Below are 23,775 nucleotides of genomic sequence, written 5' to 3' on the forward strand. Positions count from 1 at the left end.
CACACCATGAAAACAGCAACCCAAGACCGCTACACCGAACTGCGGAACAGCCACCGCTGGGAGGTTCCGGAGCTCTACAACATGGCCGTCGACGTCGCCGACCGGCACCCAAGGAACAAGCGGGCACTCATCCTGGAGTCCGCCGTCGAAGGTCAACGCGAGGTGAGCTGGGGCGAAATCCAGGACCGTTCCCGCCAGATCGCGGCCACCCTGCAAAAGGCCGGCATCAAGAAGGGCGACCGCGTCGCCGTCCTGCTGCCGCAGCGTTCCGACACCCCGGCTGCGTACCTCGGCGTGCTGCGGACCGGCGCCATCCTGGTCACCATGTCCCTGCTCTGGGCCGCGGAACCCATTCGGTTCCGGCTGGAAGACAGCGGCGCATCGGTGATCATCGCCGAAGAGTCCGCGAAGCACCTCTTCGAGGACTACGACGGCACGTTCATCGACATTGACAGCCCGGCCATCCAAGAGGCCGCCCCAGAGTTCCAGGATGTCGAGACCAAAGCCGACGACCCCGCCCTCATCTTCTATACCTCGGGCACCACCGGCCGGGCCAAGGGAATCGTCCACGCACACCGGACTCTCCTTGGCCACAACGAGTTCGAGTACTGCCACCAGATCGGCGACGGCGACGTGTTCTACGGCGCGGGGGACTGGGCGTGGTCGCTGGCCAAGCTGATGGGGCCGCTCCGGCTTGGTGCCACGCACCTTGTCTTCCGGCGCAACGGGGGCTTCGACCCGGCCGCCCTTTTGGACAGCATGAGTCGCCACCGCGTCACCAGCGCGCTGGTCAACCCGACGTTCCTGCGGAAGATGCGTGAAGACGTGCCCGACGCCGGTGCTCGCTTCCCGCTGTCCCTGCGGACGGTTTGTTCGTCCAATGAGCCGCTGACGCCGGACCTGATCACGTGGTTCGAGTCGCAGTACGGGGTGACGTTGCTCGACTACTACGGCTCCACGGAGTCGTACCCGCTCTTGGGCAACTACCCGGATGTGCCGGTCAAGCCCGGGTCCATGGGCCGTCCACTTCCTGGATGGGAAGTCCGGTTGTTGGACGAGAACGAACAGGAAGTGGCCGCGGGCGAGACCGGTGAGGTCTGCCTCCGCGCGCGGTCCAACCCGCAATTTCCCTTGGGATACTGGAACATGCCTGAGGCGTCCGCCGCCGCATTCGGAGGCGGCTGGTACCACACCAAGGACCAGGCCTACGCGGACGATGACGGCTACTTCTGGTTCCTGGGGAGGACCGACGACGTCATTAAAACGTCCGGATACCGTGTTGGACCCTATGAGCTGGAGGCAGTCATCCGCGAGCTCGATCCCGTGCGGGACGTGTCAGTGACTGGCGTGCCCGATGAGCTCCGCGGCCAGTCCATCAAGGCTTGGATCGAACTCATGCCCGGTCACGCTGGGGGAGCGGAACTGAGCGAAACCATCGTGGCGAACGTGAAGCAGAACTTCTCCCGCTTCGCATACCCGCGATTCATTGAGTACGTCTCCGCGCTGCCGAAATCGGCCACCGGAAAAGTCCAGCGGGCCCAGCTCCGCGAACTCCCACACGTTGTAGCCTCTCCCCGCCTCGAAGGACAACAATCATGAATACGATGACCCAGAAAGTAGCTGACACCGAGTCTTCCCCGCGGCGCAGCCTCAAGCGCGTAGCTGCGGCAGCCGCCGTCGGAAATTTCGTCGAATGGTTCGACTCCGCGGCTTATGCGGTCATGTCCGTCACCATCGCGAAGCTCTTCTTCCCGGATTACTCCACGACGGCGTCACTTCTGGCCGTGTGGGCGATCTTTGCCGGCGGCTTCATCGCCAGGCCGCTCGGGGCGGCGTTCTTTGGACGCTACGGTGACCGGATTGGCCGCAACAAGATGCTGGGCCTGTGCGTGCTGATCATGAGCGCGGCGACGTTCTGCATCGGTATCCTGCCGACGTTTGCGGTGATCGGCATTTGGGCTCCGATTCTGCTGTTCGTTTTCCGCGCGGTTCAGGGCTTCACTACCGGCGGCGAATACACGGGATCGTCGGCGTTTATTGTCGAATACGCCCCGGAAGGCAAGCGTGCAACCTACGCCAGCATCATTCCGGCCACGGTTGGCCTGGCCTCGGTTGCCGGCGCGCTGCTGGGTGCTGCCATCACCGCGACGTTGAGTACTGAAGACCTCCAGGCTTGGGGTTGGCGGATTCCGTTCCTGCTGGCTGCGCCGCTGGGCCTGATCGGACTGTATATACGGTCAAAGGTGGACGACACCCCGGTGTTCCGTGGTCTTGAGAAAACGGGCGAAGTGGCAAAGCGGCCTTTGGGCGATGCCATCCGGATGTGTTCGCGCCAGATCTTCACTCTCTTCGGTTACAGCATCACCAACGCCATCGCTTATTACCTCATGAGCAGCTACATGATTGCGTACATGACCTCGAGCCTTGGCTACTCCTCGGCCGAATCCATGATCACCAGTGTGATCACCATGCTGGTGTACACGGCTGTTTGTCCTCTGGCTGCACGTGGAAGTGACCGGTTTGGTCGCAAGAAGATGCTGCTGGTGGCCTGTGTAGGGTTCGTGGTGATGACCATTCCGGCGTTCTCCATCATGCCGTTGGGTCTCGGTTTCGCGATTCTGGGAACGAGTGTTCTGGGTGCTTTGGTGGCTGTGATCGGTACCTCGAACGTGCCGGCCTTGGTGGAGATGTTCCCTTCCTCGGTGCGGGCCTCCGGATCCGCCATTGGTTACACGCTTGCCTATGTGCTGTTCGGTGGAACTGCGCCGTTCGTGGCTACCGGCTTGGTGGCTGGCTTCGGAACCCCGCTGGCTCCGGCCTTCTACCTCATGGGAATGGCACTGGTGTCCGCCGTGGTGGTGGTCCTGTTCTTCCGCGAGACAAAGGACCTGTCGCTGACTCGGACTACGGTTTTGTAAGTTCGTTTGGCTTGATGCTCTGGCGACCAAACTCAAAGATTTTGGTCGCCAGGGCATCAATCGCTATGACGGAACTTTGCTGGCAGCAGGAGACTTTGGTGGACCTGCCTTTCCCAAGATCAGGTACCACTTCGCCTGAAGCCAAGAGAGCCTGAAGGAGATCGTGTCACCGTCATCGTCGGTAACTGCAGCTTCCTGATGATCGGGCGACTGCCTTACCGACCAAGTTACGGTGACGTCCCCTTTGAGCGATTCTGCCTGGGAAGCCAATATCTCCGCAGCATCCTCTCTGGCCTCCATGTCATTCGCTGAGAGGCCAATAAGCTCCTGGATGTCGCCTTCCCTGGCTGCGTCAACCACGGCATGTGCCACGGAGTCTCGCTGCGCCATGTCAGGGTCGGCGATGTTGTCACAACTGGCGACAGCCAGACAAAGCATGCCAGCAATGGTTATCCGTGAAACAGCGCTATATAGGCGCTTCATGATTTCATTCCATGCCTCCACACATCTTCGGGTTAGTGACGTTCGGAACGTAACCCCGGATTTTGTGACTAGGTGTCGAATCCATGGAAACTAGGTGGTGATTTGCGCCCTCTAGGTGGCGATTACCGGCAAAATGAGTGGTCAGGAGCGCCGCTCTAGGTGGTCAGTATCCTCAGTGTTCAGAGCTGGCCAGACCCGCGGCAAACGCCTCTACCCGCGTGAACACTTCGGCTTGAACTTGTTGAGAGGCACGCCAATCATTGGGGATCTGCAAGGAGTGATCAGCCCCCGGCACCTCAAAGAACGTGCCGGCAGTTTCTGACTTACGTCCGCCGTCCCACAGCTTGTCCTGGGAACCGCCGATTCAAGGACACCCCATCAGCACGGTGGAACGTCGACGGCGGTGCCCGCGTCACGTTCAGATTCAACCCCAAGGGTCTCTCGGCAAGGTTCGAGACACCCCAGGGCGCGGATATCGAAAGGAAACTCGGCGACCGGTGACTTCGCCGGCGCCCACTTAGATTAGCGGGAGTGAATCATTTCGTCACCCGAGGAACTCTTCTGAACAGGCGGATAAAAGCGTCCGTATCGGCGTAGGCAGAAATACATGCCGATGAAGGTGACTAAACCCAGGATCGGTCCTGCCCATACGACGACTGACGAGCCGCGCAGAAGAATGCCCGCCACAGCAAAAGCTGTAGTCGCCATGACTATCGCAGGGCTGTCCGAAACAAGCTTGCGCTCTGCCTTGCGTCCGATCTGCCCGTAGAACGCGCCCACGACCACGGGGAAGACGATGAAGATCCCGCCCACCAGCAGCAGCCAGGGCATGGGGGTCATAGCCGCCATGCTGATTGTCAGGCCGTAGGATCCGGCCAAAATCAACCAGTAGCCATTGGCACTCGCGCCATGTATCTTCTTCATCTTCTGACGTCCCCAATCGTCGAATGCCCAGCATAACCAATCCCGCGTGGTGCGCGAAGTCACCTGAAATGGGCTCATCCGTCACCACCTAGGCCACCCCCAACCACCACCTAGATGGCCCCAAAACACCCCTAATTTCGGCCGATTCACCACCTAGTTTCCGCTTTCCGCCCTGTGGCCCTCGTACCCGCCCATAGTGTCCTTCTCAGAACGAGCACCCGGAATTATGCCGGGGCTGCTCCGAAGAAGAGCGCAGAACTATTGGGGGTTGGGTCATTGAAGCTGAGTCAGCAACAGAGCATTGCCGCCGCTGTGGATCAGTGGATCACCGGCATTCCGGGGCGTATCCCGGGCCACGTCATTTTTGTCGAGAATCCTGACCACACCGGCTACGCGAAGACGCTGGCCGGCGAGGACTCCACCATCCTGGTCCTCAACGGCGACACGGCGGACACGGACATCGTGGCAGTCACGGGATCGTTCGACGTCGCCGGGGAAGAGCTCCTGGTGGACGGCACCCTCAGCCTGGAGATACAGGACTATGTGGCCATCCCATTCGTGAACCTGGTGGGTGTGACGGTAATCAGGATTACCACCAAGGAAGACTGGCAGGCCTTCTTCGACGACGCCGACGAAGCCTGCCGTACGGGGCATTTCGTGCAGCAGCTCACCGAGGTCAACGCAGTGCTGGCTGAGCGGGGACTGCTGAACGGGCAGCCGAAGGACAACCTCATGTTGGCCCGGCTCCACATCACCTGGGACGGGTCCATTCTCAGCGGACCCTACGGAACCAAGATCGGCGCAGTGGGTGACCTGCTGCCTGACCTGCGGATCAGGTCCATTGCCCTGCGGCCGGAGTCAGCCGTTGCAGCGGCCTACTACCCCTGGGACATCTACGAATCGCTGGCCGCCAAACCGTGGATTACCAGATACCTGGCCGCGTTGGACGCCTGGAAGTTCGTAGCCCGCGAGGACCGTGCTGCCACCAGGCTGGTGGGATTCGGTGCCAGCCTCTACGGCGCAGCGCTGCGGGATGGACTGCCGTCGGCGCACGCTCCCTTCATCCTGAAGCAGGGTAGTGAACATACCCTTCTGGACGCCAAGACCGGGCGGCTGTTCAAGATCGGTCCGGACGCCGCAGCCATTATTGAAGCCGTTTCCAACCTTCGCGACGTCAGGGTAGCTGCCATAGCAGCGGCGCCCGCCCTCAAAGTTTCAGCTGCGCTCGCCGAGGAAGCCGCCCATGCTGTCCTGGACCGGTTTGGGCAACTCGGTATCGACATTGTTGGTGCACGCTGATGACTGTTGTGCCGATCCTTCCCACCCCCAGGACCCAACTTCCACTCTGGGTACCCCTCATCACCCAGCATGATTTCGCAGGGAAAAGCCATACAGCAGTCAGTGCCAACGGAGTCCATGTCACCTTCGACGACGGACGGCAACGCCTCTGCGCCAAGAGCGGCCTCTGGAACACCAACCTCGGCTACGGAAACGAGAACATCGCTGAGGCCATCGCCAAGGAACTCCGTGCTGCGTCCTACCTTCCACTCTTCCGCACGGCTCACCGCGCGGCTATTGAAGCCTCCGAGGCCCTGTTGAACCTGCCGGCCTACAGCTTCCAACGCGTCCTCTTCTCTACCTCCGGAGGCGCTGCCAACGATGCTGTGATGAAGCTGGCACGCCAGTACTTCGTCCTGGACGGGCAACCCGAACGGAAACTCATCGTCGGGCTGAAGGGCAGCTATCACGGGCTGACGTATGGAAGCCAGGCATTGAGCGGCGACGAACTGGGACAAGCCGTGTACGGAGTGGACCGGCGGAACATACGGCACATCAGTTGTGAAGACGACGGTGTGGAACTGGCCCAGCTCATGCACAGGGAGGGCCATAGGATTGCGGCAGTCATCATGGAGCCCGTCCTCGGTTCAGGCGCGGAATCGGTCCCGGACGCTTTCATCGAGGCGGTCATCAAGCATCGAGACCAGCACGGCTTCCTCCTTGTAGCCGACGAGGTAGCCACCGGCTTCGGCAGGGTGAATGGCTGGTTCGCCTCAGACGAATGGCCCCAACAACCGGACATCATCGTCACGTCCAAAGGCCTGACCAACGGCACCAGCGCCTGCGCCGCCCTGCTGATCGCCCAGCGCGTCACGGAGACCTTCGATAGGAATGAGTCCGTCTTCGTTCACGGGGAAACACAGGCGGGCACACCGGCAACGTGTGCGGCGATCCTCAGCACCATCGCCGAGATGAAAAGACTGGACCACAACACCCTGACCAAACAGGTGGCCTCTGGCCTCAGCAACCTCATTGAGGACTTACAAAACACGCGAGGCATAGGCAATTCCACGGGCCGCGGCTGCATGAGGGCTATCAAACTACGGTCACACAACGGAACGCCCCTCTCCTCAGACGGTGTTCTTGCCGTGGTGCGGCGGATCCACGACGCCGGTGCAATCGTGCAAGCAGGACCCGGACGAATCCAACTCCTGCCCGCGCTCATCTATACGGAGGAGAACTTCGAGGAACTCCGTACGGCTATCCACACCGGCCTGGCTGCCGCCGAAAAGGATGGGGTCTTCGCATGATTGCCGACCACATCTGGAGGACACGCTGTGTCATCCTCGACGACGGCACGGCAGCCAAGTACATCGGCGGGCTGACCCGCGGACGGACGGGCTTGGTGGTGGACAGTCAGCTGAAGAGTCACCGGGACAAGCTGTTGGCCGGCAACCTCAACGGTGCACCGGTCCTGGAGCTGCACGCGAAGCCGGTGACCGTGGAAACCGTCCGGACGGTGGGTAGCTTCATCCGCGAAAACGGACTTCAGACCGTTGCCGGGCTCGGCGGAGGATCAGTCCTGGACGCGGTCAAGCTCGCCGCGCTGTTCACCGCGGATCCGAGCCTGGCCATCTTCGCCGAACGCCATGCCAAGCGCTCAGGCCTTCTGGTCCTCCCGCCGGTGACCAACCCCAAGGAGCGTCCCAAGACCATTCTGATGCCGTCCACCGTGGGGACCGGCGCGGAAGTCAGCGCAGTAGCGTGCCTGGACACCGCCGTCGGACGCCGTTTGATTGTCTCGCGGCACCTGACAGGTGACGCTGCGATGCTCGACGCCGGACACCTCGCCACGCTGCCCAAACAGCTGGTTTACGAGGGGCTGCTTGAAGCATTCCTGCGGGTGGCCGGGACCATGATTGGCAGCCATCACAGCATCTTCGACGACGACGGTCATGCGCTCATTCAGCGGATAGTGCAGTTGGGCCAGCAGTTGTCCCGCAATGATGCTCCGCAGCTGAGGCTGGCCGCGGCCCGGCTCAGCATGGAAACGCACACCGGCTGGGCACTGATGGGCCGCAACCCTTACGGCGCCAAACACTGGTACGTCGCGAACGAGCTCGCCTATGTCACGGGCGCGCGGAAGATGACTGCGACGGCGTCGGTCATTGGCCCCATCTGGAAGGAAATCGGCGAGGGTGCCGCAGGATGGGGCGATTCCACTCGGCTCAACCACCTCTGGAACACGGTGACGGCAACGGAACCTTCACTGGATCCCGATCCTGGGCGGGGCATTGGCGAGTTGATGTGGCAGTGGGGCATCACGGGGCTCCCATCCATCACCGAGGAAATCCTGGTACGCACCACGGACGCCTCCATCCGCAACTGGGGTGGCGGGCTTCCGATGCTTCGAGGCATCGACGCCGCACAGATCCACCACGTCCTCAACGCTGCTGCGGGAGGACCCCACATCTTGCCAGGCCCTACGGGCCATCTACGAGCGGCAGGGGAGAGGGGGTGAACACATGAACAGCACTAACGCACTCAAGAGCCTGGACCTCCACATCCAGGAGCTGGAGCCCATGGACGTTCCGGATGACTGGGACGAACGTATCAAAGGCATTTCAGCAGGACTGGCACTGGTAGGAATCGCCGTCGCCATCACCTGATCTCCGGTCTGGCCGCCACCACAGCAGCAGCGAAGGGAGGTGAACGCGCATGCAAAAACAGCTCAACATCTCCATCCAGGAGATCGAATCGCTGGACACCCCTGACTTCCAGAACTGGTTCATCGGGGTCTCCCAGGGAGTCGCAATCGGCATCATCGCCGTCAGCATCACGTAGTTCCCGTCAACAGCATCCACACAACAACAAGGAAGGAGGAATCAATGATCGCAAACTCGACGCTCCAGCTGTCCATCGAAGAGCTGGAGAACCTCGACACCCCGGACGATACACCGTGGTACATCCGGGTTGGTGACGTCATCATCATCGCCGGCATCGTCGTCGGAATCGCCGCCACATAGCCGGTGCACGCGGGTGGTGCCACGTTCCGTCCCACCCGCGTGCATCCCCGGACCACTCTCAACCTCCCGGAGAACACGAGCTGATGAACACCGCAAAAGATAAGACCGCCGACGCCGTTCTGCGGATCCTGGGCCACGTGGATCCGCCAGAGGATCTGTACAGCGTTTCAGGCTCCCGCCTCTATGACCTTGTCACCGCCAACGACCTGACGGAATTGCCCGAGATCCTCACCGCAGCGCGCAAAACTGCGGGGCCCATCCTTGAGTTGGCTGCCGGATCCGGGCGGATTACCCGTCCCCTCCTGACCCTGGGACGTTCGCTGACCGCCGTCGATTCTTCCCGGGAGATGCTGGCCCTGCTCAAGACCAAGGTGGAAACGCAGGCCTTCAACCCGCGCGGTGTCGCGGTGGACATGGTGGAGGCTGACATGTCCGGCTTTGAGCTCGACGGCGGATACGGTTGCGTGGTTCTCGGCGCCAGTTCCATCACCCTCCTTGACCCGGCCGGCAGGCGTGCGCTGTTCCGCAGGGTCCGCGGCTGCCTGGCCCCGGAGGGTCGGTTTCTCCTCACGGTCCTGAACGCGGACAGCCACCACGCGTCAGAAGACAACGACGGCGGCACAACAGTTTCGCCGTTGGGCAAGGACTCGTTCCTGATCACCACCGAAAGCCGCGATCCCGCCAACGGTGCCCGCCACGTCACCATGATCCACGTCAATTTCGGTGAAGGCGGCACGTATCGATCCTCGGCGTACGCCAGCGACATCGCGTTCGTCAGCAACAGCCTCATCGAGGAAGAAGTCACTGCTGAGGGCCTGACCATCCTGGAACGCAGGCCGGTTCGCATCGCCACACGGACCCCCGGCCTGGACGACATTGAGCTGTGGGTGTGCGGCGTATGAGTATCGATCCTGTGCGGACTCTCGATCCTTCGCTGGGCCTGGTGTCCGAATCGGGGGTGTACGTTCCCAACGAGGTTGGGCTGTGGCGGACGGCCGGTGTGCTGGCACATGGGCGGGCATTGCAAGCAGGGTTCGCCTCCGCCGTCGGGGCCTTTGACGTCAGGAAACGCGACTCCATTACCCGGGGTGCGGGAGAAGCTGTGGAACGGTTTGCGCTGGCTCCGGCACCGGCGGATTCCGAGCACCTTGTTGCTGAGGCCGGGAGTGTGGACCTGCGGATCGACTTCATCACGGCGGGGCTTGGGCGACCATCAGCGCTCGCCTACGAATTGCCTTGGTACCGGGCCACGAATCTGCTGACCGGAAAGGCCTCGCATGTTCCGGGGCCGGTGGTGGACTACTGCCCGGGCCACACGGAGGCGAATCCGTGGGACGGCTTCTTCGATCCGTCTCCCAACGGTGCAGCGTCAGGTCCCTCGGAGGACTTTGCACAGGTTGCGGGCATCGGGGAAGTGCTGGAACGTGATGCGTTCCTGGCGGCTTGGCATGAGCGAAGCCCTCTTCTGAGCTTCGATGTGGCGTCCCTGCCCGAAGCTGTGCGGTCCACCCCGGAGGCCCGGAATCTCATCCTGCTCCTCGACGCAGCGAGGTCTGCCGGCGTCGAACCGTTGTTGGCTTTCATCCCTCAGCAGGGCAGCCCGCTGGTAACCGCGGTGTGCGTGATTGCCAACGAGGCCAACTTTGGTGCGGTAGGGCTCAAAGCGGCGGCCCACCCTGTGTCCGCGCTGCGTGGAGCACTTCAGGAAGGACTCCAAATCCGGGAGTTGTTCCAAACCCGTTCCCGTCCGCAGTCTTCCGCGGCAGTGACGGATGACGATTCCCGTGCCGACTTCTGGACTACGCCGGCAGCAATCGACGGCCTCCTCAGGTGGGTCCAGTCCTTCCATCCGGCGGGTCTCCCCGACGTCCACCCCTCGCCGGACGTTGAAACTCTGGTGCGCTACCTCGCGGGGAGGGACATCCCGACGCACTGGGTGAGCCTCACCCACAGGCTGCCCGCGGCGATCCAGGAGATGGGCTGGGTGGCCGGAAAAGCGATCTGCCCCGGCACTGTTCCCCTCACCATGGACGAAACCAAAGGACTGTTCCTGTCCGGCCATTTCTCTACCCCGCACCCGCTGATATGAGCAGGCTCAAAGTACCAGCTGACCGGGCGGTCGCGTGGCCCGTGCAGCTTTCGACATCGGGGTCCATCGATGCGCCGCTGGCGGCCGCCGGCCCCTGGATCGTGGCCATTAACGGCGTGCCGAAAGCGCGGGTCTCGGCCGACGTCGCAAACGTCCTCAAAGCAGTGGACGGCAAGAAGGATGCGGCCCAAGTGGCGCATCTTCTCGGATCTCCGTGGACAGCCCAGGATGTCATGGGGATCGTCGGCCAGTTGGCGCACACAGGAATATTCGACGGCGGTGCGGCGCCCCTTGCGATGCGACGGGTCCAGTTCAGGCCGCCACTGACAGTGCAGTTCACCCTGTTCAATCCCGCGCCCTTGCTGGAGTTCTTCCGGCCAATGGTGGCGGCCATGGCACGGCCCGGAATGGCCGCGGTGGCCCTGCTTCTTCTTCTCGGCGGACTGGTGGGCGCATTCATTGCGGGTCCCAGCATGTGGCGGGTCCTGGCGACGCCGCTTCCGGTGGAGGCCTACATTTACGTAGTGGCGGCGATGTTCGCGTCCACGCTCCTGCACGAACTGGGCCACGGCATGGCACTGACGTTCTTCGGCGGAACACCGCGCCGCATTGGGATCATGCTGTTCTATCTCTCACCTGCGTTCTTCTGCGATGTGACGGACGGGTGGCGGCTGAGCAGCAAGCAACGCGTGCTGGTTGCCCTGGCAGGGCCCTTGGTCCACGTGGCTCTGGGCAGCATGGTTCTGGCTGGCCAAGCTCTGCTTCCTGAGTCATCGGTTAAGGATGCCGCGGTCCTTTATGGCGTCATTTGCTACGCAGTGGCCGTGCTCAACCTTTTCCCTTTCATCAAGCTGGATGGCTATGTGGCCCTCATGTCTGCCTTGGATATCCCACACCTCCGGAAGAAGTCCTTGGATGCCTTGGCCGATGTGGTCAGTAACCGGGTCCTCGGATCCCGACGCTCGCTGGGCCGCGGAGGCTTGCTTCCATGGTTTGGGCTCGCCAGTTTTGTTGCCGGAACAGCCTTCATGGTGATCGGTTACCAACGCCTGGTGCCGATCTTCCTTCAGCTGGGCTTCGTGGGACATCTTGTTGTCCTTGCGGTCCTGTGCCTATTGCTCGTCATGACACTCAGGGGAGTGATCCGATTCTTTCGGGCAGCAGCAGCCAACGGGAGTCCGCGGTGGCGGCGGCTCGTGGTGGTGACGCTGGGGCTGTTGGCTGTTGGGGTGCTCCTGGCGACCATTCCTGTCAGAGCGGTGACCGTTGCTGGGTACACCTACCAGGACGGTGAGTTGAAGATCGTGATGCCGGTGCAAGGTTTGTCCCGGGCACTATCCCCCGGAGACACAGTCACGCTGCAATCGCAGGGAATGATCCTTCACGAAAACCTGGGCCGGGCAACCATCGGCGACCAACCGCCGTCGAACTCCATGGCACCGCTGGACACCTTGGTCCCTGTAGCAATCGCGGGCGACACCCTGCCGGTGATGGCGTTCTCCGGCCACCTGGAATCAGGAACGAACCTTTCATCCTCGGGGCGGGCCGAAGTAACCAGCCAACGCCAGTCGAGCCTGGGGGAGTGGTTCTGGGCTTCCATCACCACTTCGCCCCTGTGGCCAGGGCAAGCCGCACCAACTGGAGACTCCACGAAAGGGGAGCAGTGACCATTCACGCCAGCTTTGAGCAGTTCAGCAAGAAAAGGGGAACGCACTTCGCCGTCGAAGGGCTGACGTTCGATGTGCCCGCAGGACAGGTGGTGGGACTGATAGGCCCCAACGGCGCTGGGAAAAGTACCGCGCTCGCCGGCCTCACAGGGCTGGTGGAGGCGACGTCCGGTCGCGCAACCGTGTTCGGCGTTGACTACCGATCCCTTCGGAGGCCCGCCAGCAGGGTGGGCGTGAACTTGGACGGGATGGACGTGGAGCCCGGGCTGACGGGGCGCCGGCACCTGCAGATCTGCCAGCTCGCCGCCGGAGTGGACAGGGAAAACGTGGAGCGGGTTCTGGAACACGTGGATCTGGCGGGGGAAGCCAACAAAAAGGTCCGGGATTACTCGCTGGGCATGAAGCAACGCCTGGGGATTGCCTCCGCGCTGGTTGGAAATCCCCAGTTGCTTGTCCTCGATGAGCCCGCCAACGGACTGGACCCTGAAGGCATTCAATGGCTGCGACGATTCTTGCGCGAATTCGCCGCCGCTGGTGGCAGTGCGCTGGTTTCGAGCCACCAGCTGATGGAACTGGAGCAAGTGGCGGACCAGGTTGTCATCCTCAAACAGAAGGTCCTTTTCCAAGGAACCCTGCAAGAGGCCAAGGCACTTGGCGGCGGCAGCCTTGAAGCTGCCTACTTCAAGATCCTGGCGGGTGCCCTATGAATGGTGGCGTTGTGACCAGCGGTATCCGATCCGAGCTCCTCAGATACGTCAGCGGATACTCCATCCTTGGCATCGTGGCGTTCAGTGCTTTGGTGCCGTGGTTCGTGGCCAACTTCCTTGGCTGGCCGGACAGCTCAGGTGCTTTATCGGTTGCGGACAACATCAAGATCTTCTGGTCACTGGCCGCAAGCATTGCGCCGGTAGCCACGTTCGCCGGGAGCTATCTGGTCACCCGCGAAGCCTATTACGCGACGCTCCGCCGCACCGTGGTGGCAGCCGGAATGTCGAACTTGCTGGTGAGCAAATACGTTGCCGCGGTGGTGGTGGGACTCGGCTCCGTCGTCACGGGAATCGTGGTGTGGGGCGGGACCATGGCCTTCTCACTGCCACCGGATGTTGCCTCGCAACTTCTGGCCCCGGAGTCGCTGGGACTGTTGCCCGGGGTGCTGGTGGCCTCGGCTCTCGCTGCCGTCTGGGGTTGCTCTCTGGGGTGGATCTTTCAGCACTACTACGCGACGACGATCCTCACGTTGGTGATTCCACTCGCCGTCGAATTACCGCTGCTGGCGAACGCTCCGGACATGGCCCGCTGGCTTCCGTCCGGCGCGTTGGCTGGAATCGCTTCTGTTCCCTTTGAGGGCCTACTCGAACCCATTGCGGCGTTTTTCGTGGCCGCGGGATGGCTGCTTGCCGCTGGCTTCGGCGCCGTGTGGTCCCTCCGACGGAAGGAGCTCTGAGGTGTTTCCCGCATTTCGCTCGGACCTGCGTCGTCCTTGGCTGTGGAAGGGATCGGCTGTTGGTGCCGCCCTGGTGCTGGGCTTCATGGCCTTGGTAGCTGTTGCGGCAAACCTTGAAACCAAATCATCCTTGGAGGGCATCGACGGGCTCTTGGTGGAAGCGGGCCTGACGCTCACGCTGACTGCGGCCGCGGTGGTGGGCTCCTTTTCCTTCACCGCCGATTACCGCAACGGAAGCTTCAGCCGCCGGGTCTTACTGTTCCAGCGGTGCCCGGCGTTCCTGGGCCGGGCAGCGACTACATCACTGGCCGCGCTGATCAGTGGTGCAGTTATTGGCCTGGTAGTTGTCCTGTCCGGGAACCTGCTGGATGAAACATGGCACGTGAGCCCGGCCGCTGTCCCGGCCTTCGCAGGACTAGCCGCCATGGGATCGGTGTGGGGGTTCGCAGCGGGTTCCGTCATCCGCAACCACTTGGTGAGCCTGTTCGCCGTCCCCCTTTCCCTGCTGCTCCCGGAGATGCTGATGGGACCGGATACCACTTTCTTCCCGGTCCTCGCCGCCGACTGGGCAAACCAAACAGCTGTCAACATACCGGCATGGGACTCTTTCACCGGAGCAGCGGCCTGGCTTTTAGTAGTCACAGCACCAGCGTTCGGAGTTTTCCTGAAGCGCGACCTCGCCTGACAGTTCAAACCCTTCCCTAAGGAATACAAGAATGAATCGCAAACCCCTGATATGGCTGCTGCTGGCCTTGGTGCTCGCCGCCTATGCTGTCTCGATCTTCGTCTCCAACGCGGGCCAATCGCCGTGGTCCATGATCACCGGAATCATCATGGCGGCCGCATCGGTAGTCATGGTGTGGAGATACAGCTGGGAGCTCAGGAACAACCGCCCATCGTGACCGAGCCGGACAAAGCCCGCCTCGTCGGCGACCAAAATGGGACGTCTCGGAGGCGGGCTTGCAGGCGACGGTTCGAAGAGTTATCTGCCAGGTTTGACCGGTTTGACCACTATCGCTGAACCACCACCACGCCTTGTGGGCTCGGCGGCCGCGGTCATCTGTCCGTCCTTGCCGAACTCGATGGCCGTCGCAGCACCGATCTCGGCCGCCGACGTGAAGGCATCACCCGCCGGAACCAACTCGTGGCCCAACGAATCCAGTGCAGGACCATAGGCGTCAATGAAGGCGGGCTCGGAACTGACAGTCGCTCCATTTCGGGGTGCAGCCCGTGGCGCAGCGAGGGCCTCGGAGACGGTCATCCCCAAGTCGACGCGGTTCAGGATGGTCTGCAACACCGTGGTGATAATGGTCGATCCGCCGGGGGAACCGAGTGCCAGGAACGGCTTCTGGTCCTTCAGAATGATGGTGGGAGACATTGAGGAACGAGGCCTCTTGTTCGGTTCAATCCGGTTGGGATCCTTCGGATCGTAGACCGTGCTGAAGTCGGTCAGCTCATTGTTCAGCAGGAAACCCCGGCCCGGAACGACAATTCCCGAACCACCGGTCTGCTCGATGGTCAGCGTGTACTCCACCACGTTGCCCCACTTGTCGGCGACCGTCAGGTTCGTCGTCGAGATATTCTCCGTATCCGTTTCATTGGCGAGGGGCGCCACTGCGGCCGGGCACGCGCCGTCGAACTTTTCTATGTTGCCGGGGGCTACCGGCTTGGCAGCGGCCGCCGTTGGATCGATTTCGCAGGAGCGTTCCTTGGCGAAGACGTCGTTCAGCAACGTACTGGTGGGGACCTTCACGAACGCGGGATCGCCCACGTAGGCGCCGCGGTCCGCGAAGGCGAGCGAGCTGGCCTCGAAGTAGTGGTGCAAGGCATCGGCCGGTTTCATGCCTTTGAGGTCGTAGTTCTCCAGGATGTTCAGCGCCTCGCCCACTGTGGTGCCGCCGCTGCTGGAGGGAGCCATGCCGTAGACGTCATAGCCGCGGTACTCCACTTTGGTGGCGTCCTGGTCCAGCGCCTTGTAGTTGGCTAGATCTTGCGTGGTCATGAACCCCGCCGGGACGGGCAGCTTGGTTTCCGCGGTCTTCGGCGGAGCCTGCACGGTCTTGGCGATCTCCCCCGCGAGGGGGCCGCCATAGAAGGCGTCGGTGCCCTCCTTGGCGAGCAGCCGGTACGTCGCGGCGAGGTCGTGGTTTTTGAAAACGCTTCCGACGGCGGGAGCGTCCCCACCGGGAAGGAACAGGTCACGGGTGGGAGTGAACGCGTCGAAGCGGACCTTGTTGTCCAGGGTCTGCTGGCGGAACGTCTCATCCACCACGAAGCCGCGGTTGGCCACCTTGATGGCTGGTTTCAAGGCTTCGCCCAAGTCCAGGGTTCCCCAGCGTTCCAGCGCGCGCTCCCAGGTGGCAGGAGTGCCGGGGACGCCGACGGAGACGCCGCTGGTGACCAGATCGGGCGTGAACTTGTAGGGCTGCTTGGTGGCAGGGTCAATGAACGCGTCGTTGGGCATGCCGGCCGGAGCAGTTTCACGGCCGTCGATGGTGCCCACCTGTTTGGTCTTCGCGTCGTAGAACACGAAGTAGCCGCCGCCTCCAATGCCGGCGCTGTACGGTTCGGTGACGCCGAGGGTGGCTGCTGCTGCGACCGCGGCGTCTGCTGCGTTGCCGCCCCTTTTCAGCACTTCAATGGCGGCCGCGGAAGCCTCGGGATCCACTGTGCTCACGGCACCCCCGTAGCCGGTTGCCGTTGCGTTCTTATCGGTGGCGCGGGGATCGGCGAAGGCCGGACTGGCCATTGCCCCGCTCGTCGCGGTTAGGGCCAAGGCTGCCGTTACAGCAGCCAGCTGACGTCTCACATGTGTCATGGTTCCTCCCAGAGTTGTTCCAGACGGTGATGTGGGTGGACGGTCCGGTCACCCTACCCCGGGGCTCTGCAAGGGGACAACGGTTGTAAATCGGGTGGGTTTGGGGGTAAGGCGGGGCTCCGGGGAGCCTATCTGTCGGCTCCCTTTTCACTGAGTTCACCGATAATGGCTGCGGGGGTTCGGAGAACGGGGCAGGCCCAAACGCCTAGGGCGCCCACCAGATGAGCGGCCATGGGGTGATTGTTGGGATGCCAAGGACACTGGGGCCAATTGCTGTAGGTGGGGCCGTTTTCTTCGATTACCCATTCCTGGACCTGGTCCGCTACTGACACCAGCTGCTCGGCCGGTGGTAGGTCGCGCCTGACCCACACGCCTTGTCCTGATGAATCGCGGACGCTGTAAATCATCGCCGAGAGTGCCTGCGGGTCCTCGTTCCAAGCGGTATCTTCGATCCGTGGTTCCGCAAGCCCGCTGGACCTCACATCCCGCAGAACGTGCCTGATGATCTCTTCAATCTTTGCTGTCATGGAAGCCTCTCTGGCTGGAACCACTACGTCGACGCAACGGTACACCGGGTACCAGCAATCAATCTCGCAGGGCCTATAGGCTCGGTATTCAGTCTGGGGTATACGTTTCCTGGAACGTCACGAGGGAAGTAAGTTAATGGGCGCCGCCCTTGAATTCGTCAGGTACCAAGCAACTCAAGTGAATACGCGGGGGATTTGCGTCGGCATATTTGGCCTGGCCAACGGGCTGGCGAAGGACGGAAAGCTAAGCGAAGAGGACCATCGTTGGTGGCAGACTGCGAATGCTTGGTACGACGCCGCCTATCCCGATCCCAACCTCGCTGATCCCGCCATTTATGACCGCACCATCAATCCGCACGCCCAAGCGTGGTTCAAAACAAGTGCCGCGCATCTGCTGGAAAGGATCCCTGGCTATTTGGACCTATTGGACCGCCACGGGGTGCAATGGGAACAACTTCGTTCATCAACGCCAGGACGTGTCCTCTACGAGGACGACGTTCAGGTGGTGGTGGTACCGAACTGCTGAGTAGGTACCGTGGAGCCATGGCATTCATCTTTGACGTGCGTCGTGCCGAGCCAGCGGATGCCCCCGGCATGGCGAGAGTGCATGTGGATACCTGGCGCGAAACATACCGGGGCGTGATGAGCGACTCCGAGCTGGACGATCCCGGTCTTTTGGAGTGGCGGGAGAAATTCTGGACCGCAGCGCTGACTGATCCTCGCTATGAAAAGAACAACGTTGCCGTCGCTTTGCATGACGACAGGTTGATCGGCATTGCCATGTCAGGTCCCTCATCTGATCTTCCAGAAGAGCCGCAGGAGTTGTACGTCCTTTACGCGTATGCCTCGTTCCACGGCTCGGGTGTAGGCGCGGCGCTTCTCAACGCAGTGATCAGACCTTCCGCACCTGCTGTGCTGTGGGTGGCCGATCCTAATCCGCGAGCCCAAGCCTTCTACCGGAAGAACGGATTTATTGCCGACGGAGCGGTAAAGGTCGAAGACGGCGTAAAGGACCTCCGGATGGTCCGCTACTAACCGACGAACTAGCCCGCAGCCTGGGAGTTCCGACGAGCAATAACGAATCGGGCGCCAACACCCGTCAGTCCTAGGGCCAGAGCCAGCAAAATCGTGGGCAGCGCGGCTCCGTCGGGACCGAGGGCCCGCCCGAAGACATCGCGTCCCATCGAGAGCATCGCCGGGATGTCTCCTGCCAGTACACGGGTGCCAAGGACGGATTGGACCGCAGTGAAAAGTGCCGGAAGGAGCCAAAGAAGTACAAGGTTGACCACCCAGGCAACCGCTCGGCGGGCGGGTCGGAGTCCGCACCAAGCCAGCGCGCAACCCACCAGTACGGCAGGGACCCATCGCGCAACAGTGGGTACAGCAGTGGGAACGTTGAGGAATCCCACAACGTTCACCAACCACACCACGGCCCACGACGTGACAGGTATGGCCATGAGCCCGAATCCGATGGTGGCTTTTGCGGTTGATGATGAAGCGATCAGCAACAACGCGACCAGCGCTGCAAGCACGCAACCGATGACGCCGGCCAGAAGACCTCCGAAGTAGAGCCCGGAGAGGCTTCCGGGCAAGAGCCCTTCCCTGAGTACCGTGAACGACTGGATGGTGGCGGTGAAGTGCACCACGAGGACTCCGGCTACGGCGCACCACGTAGCGAGTCGACGGCGGGCGGGCGACCAGATGCGAACTGCCAGCCCGGCAACAGCCCCACCAACTGTGAGAAGGGCCAGGATAGTGGTCGCCTCATACTGGCTCAGGGGTAACAAGGCGGGAGGCATCTGAGCTGGCATGACCTGCGTAGCCCACAAATTTTGCAGCGGCAGCGTGGCTCCTGTGATCCACCAAGGGGCCAGGCCAAGAACGCCAGCGACGAGTCCGATCAGCCACCCCCATAGAGCGTCCCGGCCGGAAGTACTGGATGGTTTCGCGGACGGGACGGAGGGGCGTGCAATGTTCTCGGGGTGGCTCACGAGGCTCCTCGTTTGAGTCTGACATGGAGTGCCCGAGCCTGTTGGCGGAGGGCCAACCGCCAATACTACACCGAGTGTACTAATCCAGGGTCACACCACCAGCCGCAGCGGCCGCTTCCCCAACTGAACGGTGATTTCTTGCCCCCAAGAGGCTGTCACACGGTCATCTTCCATGCCATCGCCGAAGACCACCAGCTGATCCGACGCCACGGTAATCCGCAGCACCTCGCCGGCTTCCAGGACGCCTTCGGTCAGTGAGGCGCCCGTGACGGGGGAGGGCCATGCTTCGCGGACGAACCACGCGAGCCGCGGATCGGTGGGAGCCGGGAGTGCCCGCCCGCCGCGTTCCAGGGCGATCGAGGCGCACCAGCCGGTGGCGCCGGTGCCTGTGGAAACGATAAGGCCCGACGACGATTGGGGCTCGGTTTGCCCGCCGGGCTGGGTGAAACTGGGCGCCGTCACGGTGTACTTTGCCGACTGGTGCGAGGCGTGCCCGATGAAAACTTCATTGAGCGCCGAAAGCTGCTGCCCGTCGTCGAGCGTTGCTGTCACGGTGGTGAGGTCTTGACAGCGCAGCCGTCCGACGTCGGCAGTGGCCAGCAGTGCGGCAGCCGCTGCCGGAGTGTGGCGGACCAGGACTCCGGGATTGGCGCCGGGCTCCGGGTCGATGCCGATGACCGGCTGGCCGTTCAGGTACTTGGCGATGTTCGCTACCAGCCCGTCCTGCCCCACCACGGCGATGATGTCCTCCGCCGTGAGCAGGAAACGGCTGAGGTCTGCGCGTTCCACTTCGGCCTGCCGCCAATCGGACGGCACGGCAGCGCGGATAGTTGCCAGGGCTGCGGTGAGGTGATCATGCCGGTCCTGCACGTCCTGAATGCTGCGGCCACGGGTACTGAGGAAGAACTCGGCCTGGCCGCGGGTGGCGTGCCGGTCCAGGAGTTCCTGGAGTTCGGTCCGCCGGTGGACGATGACGATGCGCGGGGTGGCCATGATGGGTCCTTACTTGGTGAGCTCAGTTGTGGCGGGTTCCTTGAACAGTCCGGCAAGTGCTCCGCTGAGCAGGTCCGGAGTGATGGTGAGGTTCCCGATGTTCGGCAGGCTTCCGGCGGCGTCCTTCAAGGCCAGTGCCAAAAGCGTGGCCTGTTCCATATTGCGGTAGACCTCCATGGTGGCGGCCTCGCGGGCGGCGGCTGCTTCACCAACAAGGCGAATCTGGTTCGCCTCGGCTGCGGCGCCAATACCTTGCCGTTCAGCGGAGCCCTGAGCCTCAATCAAGCCGGCGGCGGCCTTCTCTTCTGCTGCCCGGCGGGCGTTCGCGCCTTCCTGGGCCACCAGGTTTTCCCGCCGTACGGCCAGTTCGATTTGGCTGGCCATCTCGTTCTCAGAGATAGTGCGTTCACGCTCGACGGCGACTGCCCGCCTCTCGTACACAGCGCGGTCCGCTTCGGCTTGGAGTTGCTCACGAACGGGAGTCTGCAGGGCGCGTTCGACGTCGGCCTCGGGGCGGACTGCCAGCACCTGGACGCCGAGGATTTCGATGCCGGTGGATTGCAGCCTGGCATCTGCCCGCAGGGCCTCAGTGAGGACCAAGCGGAGCTGGCTGACTCCGCGTTCGAGTGCCTCGGCGAGGGTGGTGGTGGCGATCTGGTCGATCGCGTGACTCTGGCACAGCTGACCGATGATCGTGGAGACCTGCTCGCGTCCGGTGGCCGGCGCCTTGCCTGCGGTTTGCAGTCCGAAGTCGAGCCGGGTGGAGACGGCCACAGGGTCAATGAAGCGGTAGGTCACGTTGGCCTGAACGCTGACGTCCTGGTGGTCGCGGGTGATTGCGTGGAAGAGGGTGGGCAGTTCCTGATCGTCCACGGGAACCTCGCTCAACACAGAGTTCGCCGGGCGGAAGAAGAAGGCTTGGCCCACTCCTTGGTGCTTGACGGCGCCTTTTTGCAGGTGGACGACGTAGCCGGTGGGGCTGCCAAGAAAGTGGCTGAGCCAAGGGTAGCGCTTGATGGTGGCCATGATGTTCTCGCTTTCGCTTTATTGTCGTCAACCTGACGATAACTACACACTAGGGCGTGCTCTGCTTTATTGTCAACATGACGATAACTTCCTATGCTTGATACATGCCTGCATCCCCTTTCGCCCCCGATCGCTTCCCGGTGACGGTCGACGTCGTCGCCCTTACTGTGCGCAACGGTGAGCTGAATGTCCTGCTCATTACCCGACTCATCGAGCCCTATCAAGGAAAGCTGGCCCTCCCGGGTGGCTTCGTTCTGGCGGGCGAGGACCTGCTCGAAGCGGCGGGACGGGAACTGGCGGAGGAGACCGGCGTCGAGCATCTTCCCGGGCATCTGGAGCAACTGGGGAGTTATGGCCCCAAGGGGCGCGACCCCCGCGGCGACGTCCTCACCGTCGCGCACCTGCTGCTCGCGCCCGACTTTCCGGTGTTGTCGGCGGGAAGCGACGCCGAACAGGCTGCCTGGTACCCGGTGCGGGAGGTCCTGGATGGGACGCTCGAGCTGGCCTTCGACCATGCGCGCATCCTCGACGGCGCCTTGGAGCGGGCCAAGTCGAAACTCGAATACTCGCCGTTGGGTGCTGCCTTCTGCGGGGAGGAATTTACGATCGCGCAGCTCCGGGCCGTTTACGAGGCTGTATGGGGAACGCGGCTGGACCCACGGAACTTCCACCGAAAAGCGACCGGGACGCCCGGCTTCCTTGAGGACACCGGGCGAATGACAGCGGGCGACGCCGGCCGGCCGGCCGCGCTCTTCAGACTCGCCCCGGAAGCACGCCCGACGCCGGGGCACCCGGCCCGTGCGGTGCTGAACCCGCCGCTGATGCGGCCGAGGGATTAAAGCGGGTGGCCCTTTGGTTGGGGGCGGATTCAGGATGTTTTAGAGCCAGCGAGAACGAACCTTCACGCAACAGCGAGCTTGTTGAGTGCCAGCACCAGCGGAGTCAGCTAAGACCACGGTTGTCCCGTAAAGGAATCCTTAATCGGACACTTCTTGCGTCGTTGGGCCACCCTCTATGTGCATAAATTCGCAGTGCTGACGTCGCCTGCCATTCACTAAAGTCAGCTTCTGAAGACTTAAGAGGGCGTCCGTAGCCGAAGGCCAGCTGCCGCAGGAGCGACGACTCCTCACTTATCCGTGTTTGAGATTTCCTTCGCGGTTCGTCGCAATCTGATAACGGCTAGCCCGATGACACTGCCTGCTGCGGCCAGGAAGAAGAACAGCACCAGCAGCGGACCTGACAGCCCAGGAAAAAGCGGGTTCCGGCCGGTAAGGAAGATCGAAGCCAATAGGCCCACCATCGACACGCAAAACGCCAGCCCAAGTACTTTCTGCCTGCGGCCCTGGCGGGTCATCTGTGATCCAGTTGAAGTATCCATGGATATATTCTATCGTGTTGATCAAACCTAATTTGACAGGTTTGTAAACAAAATGGGGAGAATTGTATGAAAGCTCGAAAAATTGCTGGAATCCTGTCCGCAGGGCTTCTTGTTGCCGGTGGTATCGCCGGGACCTCGCTAGTGGCGCCGGAAGAGGCGAAGGCCTCTGTATGTGGTTACTCGCAAGAAGTCCGCTCCTACAATTCCATCCTTAGTCTGAGCCTGCTCGGTCAAACCCTAGATCCCTTTGGCGGCCAAAAAGTCGTGTCTGTCTACGGTCACTGCGGTCCCACAAACGTAAAGATCGTCACCGAATCACCCAACGGCAACCGCTTTCTATGCGTGCCTCCAGGTGATAGTTGGCTGGGATTCGTGAACCAGGGTGACAGAATCACTGGCGCCTACTACGTCGGTCTCTGCTAAAGGACGGGTTTCATGAGCAACTTCAATGGTTTGAGGCGCATTTGCGCTGCGATAACGACTGGGGGAGTGCTGGTCCTCACCGGTCTGGTAGTCACCGCCGCGCCGGCATCTGCAGCCGTGTGTGGTTTTCAAGGTGTTGTAACTTCGAACATCGGCGGCAGCGTTGCGCCCTGGGAACAAGCGATCTATAACCACTGCGGTCCTGGTAACGTCAAGATCAGAGTCCAGTATTACTACGCCGAACGCGACCTGTGCGTGACCCCTGGGGAGACTCGCCTCTATGCGAATCCGAACTTGGGTGGCCTCAACTTTGCGTATTACATCGGCGGTTGTTGACCAATACAAATCCGCCGATTTAATGTAAGGCGATTTCTTCTGCTCACTTTGCGGTCGATAGTATTAATTTACGTCTAAGTGAAAATTTGATGGCTTCATCGCCACAAAGCTGCCCATCGCTCGCGGATTTGCTTTGGCGCCAGTGGATGAGTGTCCCACCGGTCCACTATTCCAGTGGGACACTCTGACAGGCTTCGTACCATTGATAGGCCCTCAGCTCCTTAGAAATCCGGTGGTTTGACGGGCTGGCTTTTGCCTGGGCACCGTCTGCCGGTGTGCACACTTCCGGTGTCCGGTGGCAGCTCCCTGAACGTGCGTGAGAAACTTGAAAATGACGTTAGACGGTAGAATCGGCGGTACTTCATGGCTGGGTTCCTTCCCCCTTGGACGAGCCAGCAGATCAGCCTGCTCACACATGTTGTTTCCAGATAAGAACGAGTAATTACACCCGGCC

At 61.9% G+C, this 23,775-nt stretch carries 28 protein-coding genes; 20 read left to right on the plus strand and 8 right to left on the minus strand.

Annotation, left to right across the window (positions count from 1 at the left end):
- Positions 1-6: 6 nt before the first annotated feature.
- A complete protein-coding gene (locus RQH14_RS12635; protein WP_311213566.1) occupies positions 7-1,599 on the plus strand; it encodes an AMP-binding protein in 1,593 nt (530 codons plus the stop codon).
- Complete coding sequence (locus RQH14_RS12640; RefSeq protein WP_311213567.1) at positions 1,596-2,918, plus strand: MFS transporter; 1,323 nt, start codon at positions 1,596-1,598, stop codon at positions 2,916-2,918. The genes RQH14_RS12635 and RQH14_RS12640 overlap by 4 nt, the downstream gene beginning before the upstream one ends.
- Positions 2,919-2,981: 63 nt before the next feature.
- On the opposite strand, the gene RQH14_RS12645 is transcribed toward RQH14_RS12640, so the two are convergent.
- Complete coding sequence (locus RQH14_RS12645; RefSeq protein WP_311213568.1) at positions 2,982-3,308, minus strand: hypothetical protein; 327 nt, start codon at positions 3,306-3,308, stop codon at positions 2,982-2,984.
- 615 nt (positions 3,309-3,923) lie between these two features.
- Positions 3,924-4,403 carry a hypothetical protein gene (locus RQH14_RS12650; protein ID WP_311213569.1) on the minus strand — a complete coding sequence of 160 codons (480 nt, stop codon included), beginning with the start codon at positions 4,401-4,403 and terminating at the stop codon, positions 3,924-3,926.
- Between the two features lie 198 nt (positions 4,404-4,601).
- On the opposite strand from RQH14_RS12650, the gene mpaB reads away from it, so the two are divergent.
- From mpaB to RQH14_RS12715, 13 genes are all read left to right on the plus strand, one after another.
- A complete protein-coding gene (mpaB, locus tag RQH14_RS12655; RefSeq protein ID WP_311213570.1) occupies positions 4,602-5,624 on the plus strand; it encodes a daptide biosynthesis RiPP recognition protein in 1,023 nt (340 codons plus the stop codon).
- Positions 5,624-6,913, plus strand: a complete 1,290-nt coding sequence (gene mpaD / locus RQH14_RS12660; RefSeq protein ID WP_311213571.1) for a daptide-type RiPP biosynthesis aminotransferase — start codon at positions 5,624-5,626, stop codon at positions 6,911-6,913. The genes mpaB and mpaD overlap by 1 nt, the downstream gene beginning before the upstream one ends.
- Positions 6,910-8,124, plus strand: coding sequence for a daptide-type RiPP biosynthesis dehydogenase (gene mpaC, locus RQH14_RS12665; protein WP_311213572.1), 1,215 nt, complete (start codon positions 6,910-6,912; stop codon positions 8,122-8,124). The genes mpaD and mpaC overlap by 4 nt, the downstream gene beginning before the upstream one ends.
- A gap of 4 nt (positions 8,125-8,128) precedes the next feature.
- The gene (locus RQH14_RS12670; RefSeq protein WP_157731905.1) at positions 8,129-8,272 is read left to right on the plus strand and encodes a daptide-type RiPP; all 144 of its coding nucleotides are present in this window, start codon (positions 8,129-8,131) and stop codon (positions 8,270-8,272) included.
- 49 nt (positions 8,273-8,321) lie between these two features.
- Positions 8,322-8,447: a daptide-type RiPP gene (locus RQH14_RS12675; protein ID WP_256378406.1), complete on the plus strand. Its 126-nt coding sequence runs from the start codon at positions 8,322-8,324 to the stop codon at positions 8,445-8,447.
- Between the two features lie 44 nt (positions 8,448-8,491).
- Positions 8,492-8,629 carry a daptide-type RiPP gene (locus RQH14_RS12680; protein ID WP_157731903.1) on the plus strand — a complete coding sequence of 46 codons (138 nt, stop codon included), beginning with the start codon at positions 8,492-8,494 and terminating at the stop codon, positions 8,627-8,629.
- Between the two features lie 83 nt (positions 8,630-8,712).
- Positions 8,713-9,531, plus strand: coding sequence for a daptide-type RiPP biosynthesis methyltransferase (gene mpaM, locus RQH14_RS12685; protein WP_311213573.1), 819 nt, complete (start codon positions 8,713-8,715; stop codon positions 9,529-9,531).
- Entirely contained in the window at positions 9,528-10,718 is a 1,191-nt protein-coding gene (locus tag RQH14_RS12690; RefSeq protein ID WP_311213574.1) for a YcaO-like family protein, read from the plus strand. Before mpaM ends, RQH14_RS12690 begins: the two co-directional genes overlap by 4 nt.
- 41 nt (positions 10,719-10,759) lie before the next feature.
- Positions 10,760-12,385 (plus strand): daptide biosynthesis intramembrane metalloprotease, encoded by a 1,626-nt coding sequence (gene mpaP / locus RQH14_RS12695; protein ID WP_311213575.1) that lies wholly within the window; start codon positions 10,760-10,762, stop codon positions 12,383-12,385.
- Positions 12,382-13,092 (plus strand): ATP-binding cassette domain-containing protein, encoded by a 711-nt coding sequence (locus tag RQH14_RS12700; RefSeq protein WP_311213576.1) that lies wholly within the window; start codon positions 12,382-12,384, stop codon positions 13,090-13,092. Before mpaP ends, RQH14_RS12700 begins: the two co-directional genes overlap by 4 nt.
- An 11-nt stretch (positions 13,093-13,103) precedes the next feature.
- Complete coding sequence (locus RQH14_RS12705; RefSeq protein ID WP_311213577.1) at positions 13,104-13,829, plus strand: hypothetical protein; 726 nt, start codon at positions 13,104-13,106, stop codon at positions 13,827-13,829.
- 1 nt (position 13,830) lies between these two features.
- On the plus strand, positions 13,831-14,514 hold the full coding sequence (locus RQH14_RS12710; RefSeq protein WP_311213578.1) for a hypothetical protein: 684 nt from the start codon (positions 13,831-13,833) through the stop codon (positions 14,512-14,514).
- A gap of 31 nt (positions 14,515-14,545) precedes the next feature.
- Positions 14,546-14,731: a hypothetical protein gene (locus RQH14_RS12715; protein ID WP_311213579.1), complete on the plus strand. Its 186-nt coding sequence runs from the start codon at positions 14,546-14,548 to the stop codon at positions 14,729-14,731.
- Between the two features lie 80 nt (positions 14,732-14,811).
- Here the strand turns inward: RQH14_RS12715 and ggt are convergent, their stop codons facing one another.
- Together ggt and RQH14_RS12725 are read right to left on the minus strand one after the other, a co-directional pair.
- Positions 14,812-16,647, minus strand: a complete 1,836-nt coding sequence (ggt, locus tag RQH14_RS12720; RefSeq protein WP_311213580.1) for a gamma-glutamyltransferase — start codon at positions 16,645-16,647, stop codon at positions 14,812-14,814.
- A gap of 128 nt (positions 16,648-16,775) precedes the next feature.
- Positions 16,776-17,174, minus strand: a complete 399-nt coding sequence (locus RQH14_RS12725; RefSeq protein ID WP_311213581.1) for a hypothetical protein — start codon at positions 17,172-17,174, stop codon at positions 16,776-16,778.
- Between the two features lie 136 nt (positions 17,175-17,310).
- Between RQH14_RS12725 and RQH14_RS12730 the strand changes: the two genes are divergently transcribed.
- Both RQH14_RS12730 and RQH14_RS12735 read left to right on the plus strand, forming a co-directional pair.
- On the plus strand, positions 17,311-17,700 hold the full coding sequence (locus RQH14_RS12730; RefSeq protein ID WP_311213582.1) for a hypothetical protein: 390 nt from the start codon (positions 17,311-17,313) through the stop codon (positions 17,698-17,700).
- A 17-nt stretch (positions 17,701-17,717) separates the two neighbouring features.
- Positions 17,718-18,209, plus strand: coding sequence for a GNAT family N-acetyltransferase (locus tag RQH14_RS12735; RefSeq protein WP_311213583.1), 492 nt, complete (start codon positions 17,718-17,720; stop codon positions 18,207-18,209).
- A gap of 8 nt (positions 18,210-18,217) precedes the next feature.
- On the opposite strand, the gene RQH14_RS12740 is transcribed toward RQH14_RS12735, so the two are convergent.
- The 3 genes from RQH14_RS12740 to RQH14_RS12750 all read right to left on the minus strand — a co-directional run bounded on the left by RQH14_RS12740 (position 18,218) and on the right by RQH14_RS12750 (position 21,184).
- Complete coding sequence (locus RQH14_RS12740) at positions 18,218-19,165, minus strand: hypothetical protein (protein WP_311213584.1); 948 nt, start codon at positions 19,163-19,165, stop codon at positions 18,218-18,220.
- 90 nt (positions 19,166-19,255) lie between these two features.
- The gene (locus tag RQH14_RS12745; protein ID WP_311213585.1) at positions 19,256-20,158 is read right to left on the minus strand and encodes a hypothetical protein; all 903 of its coding nucleotides are present in this window, start codon (positions 20,156-20,158) and stop codon (positions 19,256-19,258) included.
- 9 nt (positions 20,159-20,167) lie between these two features.
- Positions 20,168-21,184 (minus strand): SPFH domain-containing protein, encoded by a 1,017-nt coding sequence (locus tag RQH14_RS12750; RefSeq protein WP_311213586.1) that lies wholly within the window; start codon positions 21,182-21,184, stop codon positions 20,168-20,170.
- Positions 21,185-21,288: 104 nt separating this feature from the next.
- Between RQH14_RS12750 and RQH14_RS12755 the strand changes: the two genes are divergently transcribed.
- Entirely contained in the window at positions 21,289-22,023 is a 735-nt protein-coding gene (locus tag RQH14_RS12755; protein ID WP_311213587.1) for an NUDIX domain-containing protein, read from the plus strand.
- 287 nt (positions 22,024-22,310) lie between these two features.
- Here RQH14_RS12755 and RQH14_RS12760 read toward each other — a convergent pair whose 3' ends face one another.
- Positions 22,311-22,562, minus strand: a complete 252-nt coding sequence (locus tag RQH14_RS12760) for a hypothetical protein (RefSeq protein WP_311213588.1) — start codon at positions 22,560-22,562, stop codon at positions 22,311-22,313.
- Between the two features lie 66 nt (positions 22,563-22,628).
- On the opposite strand from RQH14_RS12760, the gene RQH14_RS12765 reads away from it, so the two are divergent.
- Together RQH14_RS12765 and RQH14_RS12770 are read left to right on the plus strand one after the other, a co-directional pair.
- The gene (locus RQH14_RS12765; RefSeq protein ID WP_311213589.1) at positions 22,629-22,985 is read left to right on the plus strand and encodes a DUF6355 family natural product biosynthesis protein; all 357 of its coding nucleotides are present in this window, start codon (positions 22,629-22,631) and stop codon (positions 22,983-22,985) included.
- Positions 22,986-22,997: 12 nt separating this feature from the next.
- A complete protein-coding gene (locus RQH14_RS12770) occupies positions 22,998-23,321 on the plus strand; it encodes a DUF6355 family natural product biosynthesis protein (RefSeq protein WP_311213590.1) in 324 nt (107 codons plus the stop codon).
- Positions 23,322-23,775: the final 454 nt, after the last annotated feature.

This window comes from Arthrobacter sp. WCS2018Hpa-7 (assembly GCF_031843805.1).
Lineage (GTDB): Bacteria > Actinomycetota > Actinomycetes > Actinomycetales > Micrococcaceae > Arthrobacter.

Bases quoted from the DNA above. Each gene is read 5' to 3' on its own strand.
- RQH14_RS12635 (WP_311213566.1), top strand. From the start codon at position 7: ATGAAAACAGCAACCCAAGACCGCTACACCGAACTGCGGAACAGCCAC.
- RQH14_RS12640 (WP_311213567.1), top strand. From the start codon at position 1,596: ATGAATACGATGACCCAGAAAGTAGCTGACACCGAGTCTTCCCCGCGG.
- RQH14_RS12645 (WP_311213568.1), bottom strand. From the start codon at position 3,308: ATGGCGCAGCGAGACTCCGTGGCACATGCCGTGGTTGACGCAGCCAGG.
- RQH14_RS12650 (WP_311213569.1), bottom strand. From the start codon at position 4,403: ATGAGCCCATTTCAGGTGACTTCGCGCACCACGCGGGATTGGTTATGC.
- mpaD (WP_311213571.1), top strand. From the start codon at position 5,624: ATGACTGTTGTGCCGATCCTTCCCACCCCCAGGACCCAACTTCCACTC.
- mpaC (WP_311213572.1), top strand. From the start codon at position 6,910: ATGATTGCCGACCACATCTGGAGGACACGCTGTGTCATCCTCGACGAC.
- RQH14_RS12670 (WP_157731905.1), top strand. From the start codon at position 8,129: ATGAACAGCACTAACGCACTCAAGAGCCTGGACCTCCACATCCAGGAG.
- RQH14_RS12675 (WP_256378406.1), top strand. From the start codon at position 8,322: ATGCAAAAACAGCTCAACATCTCCATCCAGGAGATCGAATCGCTGGAC.
- RQH14_RS12680 (WP_157731903.1), top strand. From the start codon at position 8,492: ATGATCGCAAACTCGACGCTCCAGCTGTCCATCGAAGAGCTGGAGAAC.
- mpaM (WP_311213573.1), top strand. From the start codon at position 8,713: ATGAACACCGCAAAAGATAAGACCGCCGACGCCGTTCTGCGGATCCTG.
- RQH14_RS12690 (WP_311213574.1), top strand. From the start codon at position 9,528: ATGAGTATCGATCCTGTGCGGACTCTCGATCCTTCGCTGGGCCTGGTG.
- RQH14_RS12715 (WP_311213579.1), top strand. From the start codon at position 14,546: ATGAATCGCAAACCCCTGATATGGCTGCTGCTGGCCTTGGTGCTCGCC.
- ggt (WP_311213580.1), bottom strand. From the start codon at position 16,647: ATGACACATGTGAGACGTCAGCTGGCTGCTGTAACGGCAGCCTTGGCC.
- RQH14_RS12725 (WP_311213581.1), bottom strand. From the start codon at position 17,174: ATGACAGCAAAGATTGAAGAGATCATCAGGCACGTTCTGCGGGATGTG.
- RQH14_RS12730 (WP_311213582.1), top strand. From the start codon at position 17,311: ATGGGCGCCGCCCTTGAATTCGTCAGGTACCAAGCAACTCAAGTGAAT.
- RQH14_RS12735 (WP_311213583.1), top strand. From the start codon at position 17,718: ATGGCATTCATCTTTGACGTGCGTCGTGCCGAGCCAGCGGATGCCCCC.
- RQH14_RS12745 (WP_311213585.1), bottom strand. From the start codon at position 20,158: ATGGCCACCCCGCGCATCGTCATCGTCCACCGGCGGACCGAACTCCAG.
- RQH14_RS12750 (WP_311213586.1), bottom strand. From the start codon at position 21,184: ATGGCCACCATCAAGCGCTACCCTTGGCTCAGCCACTTTCTTGGCAGC.
- RQH14_RS12755 (WP_311213587.1), top strand. From the start codon at position 21,289: ATGCCTGCATCCCCTTTCGCCCCCGATCGCTTCCCGGTGACGGTCGAC.
- RQH14_RS12760 (WP_311213588.1), bottom strand. From the start codon at position 22,562: ATGGATACTTCAACTGGATCACAGATGACCCGCCAGGGCCGCAGGCAG.
- RQH14_RS12765 (WP_311213589.1), top strand. From the start codon at position 22,629: ATGAAAGCTCGAAAAATTGCTGGAATCCTGTCCGCAGGGCTTCTTGTT.
- RQH14_RS12770 (WP_311213590.1), top strand. From the start codon at position 22,998: ATGAGCAACTTCAATGGTTTGAGGCGCATTTGCGCTGCGATAACGACT.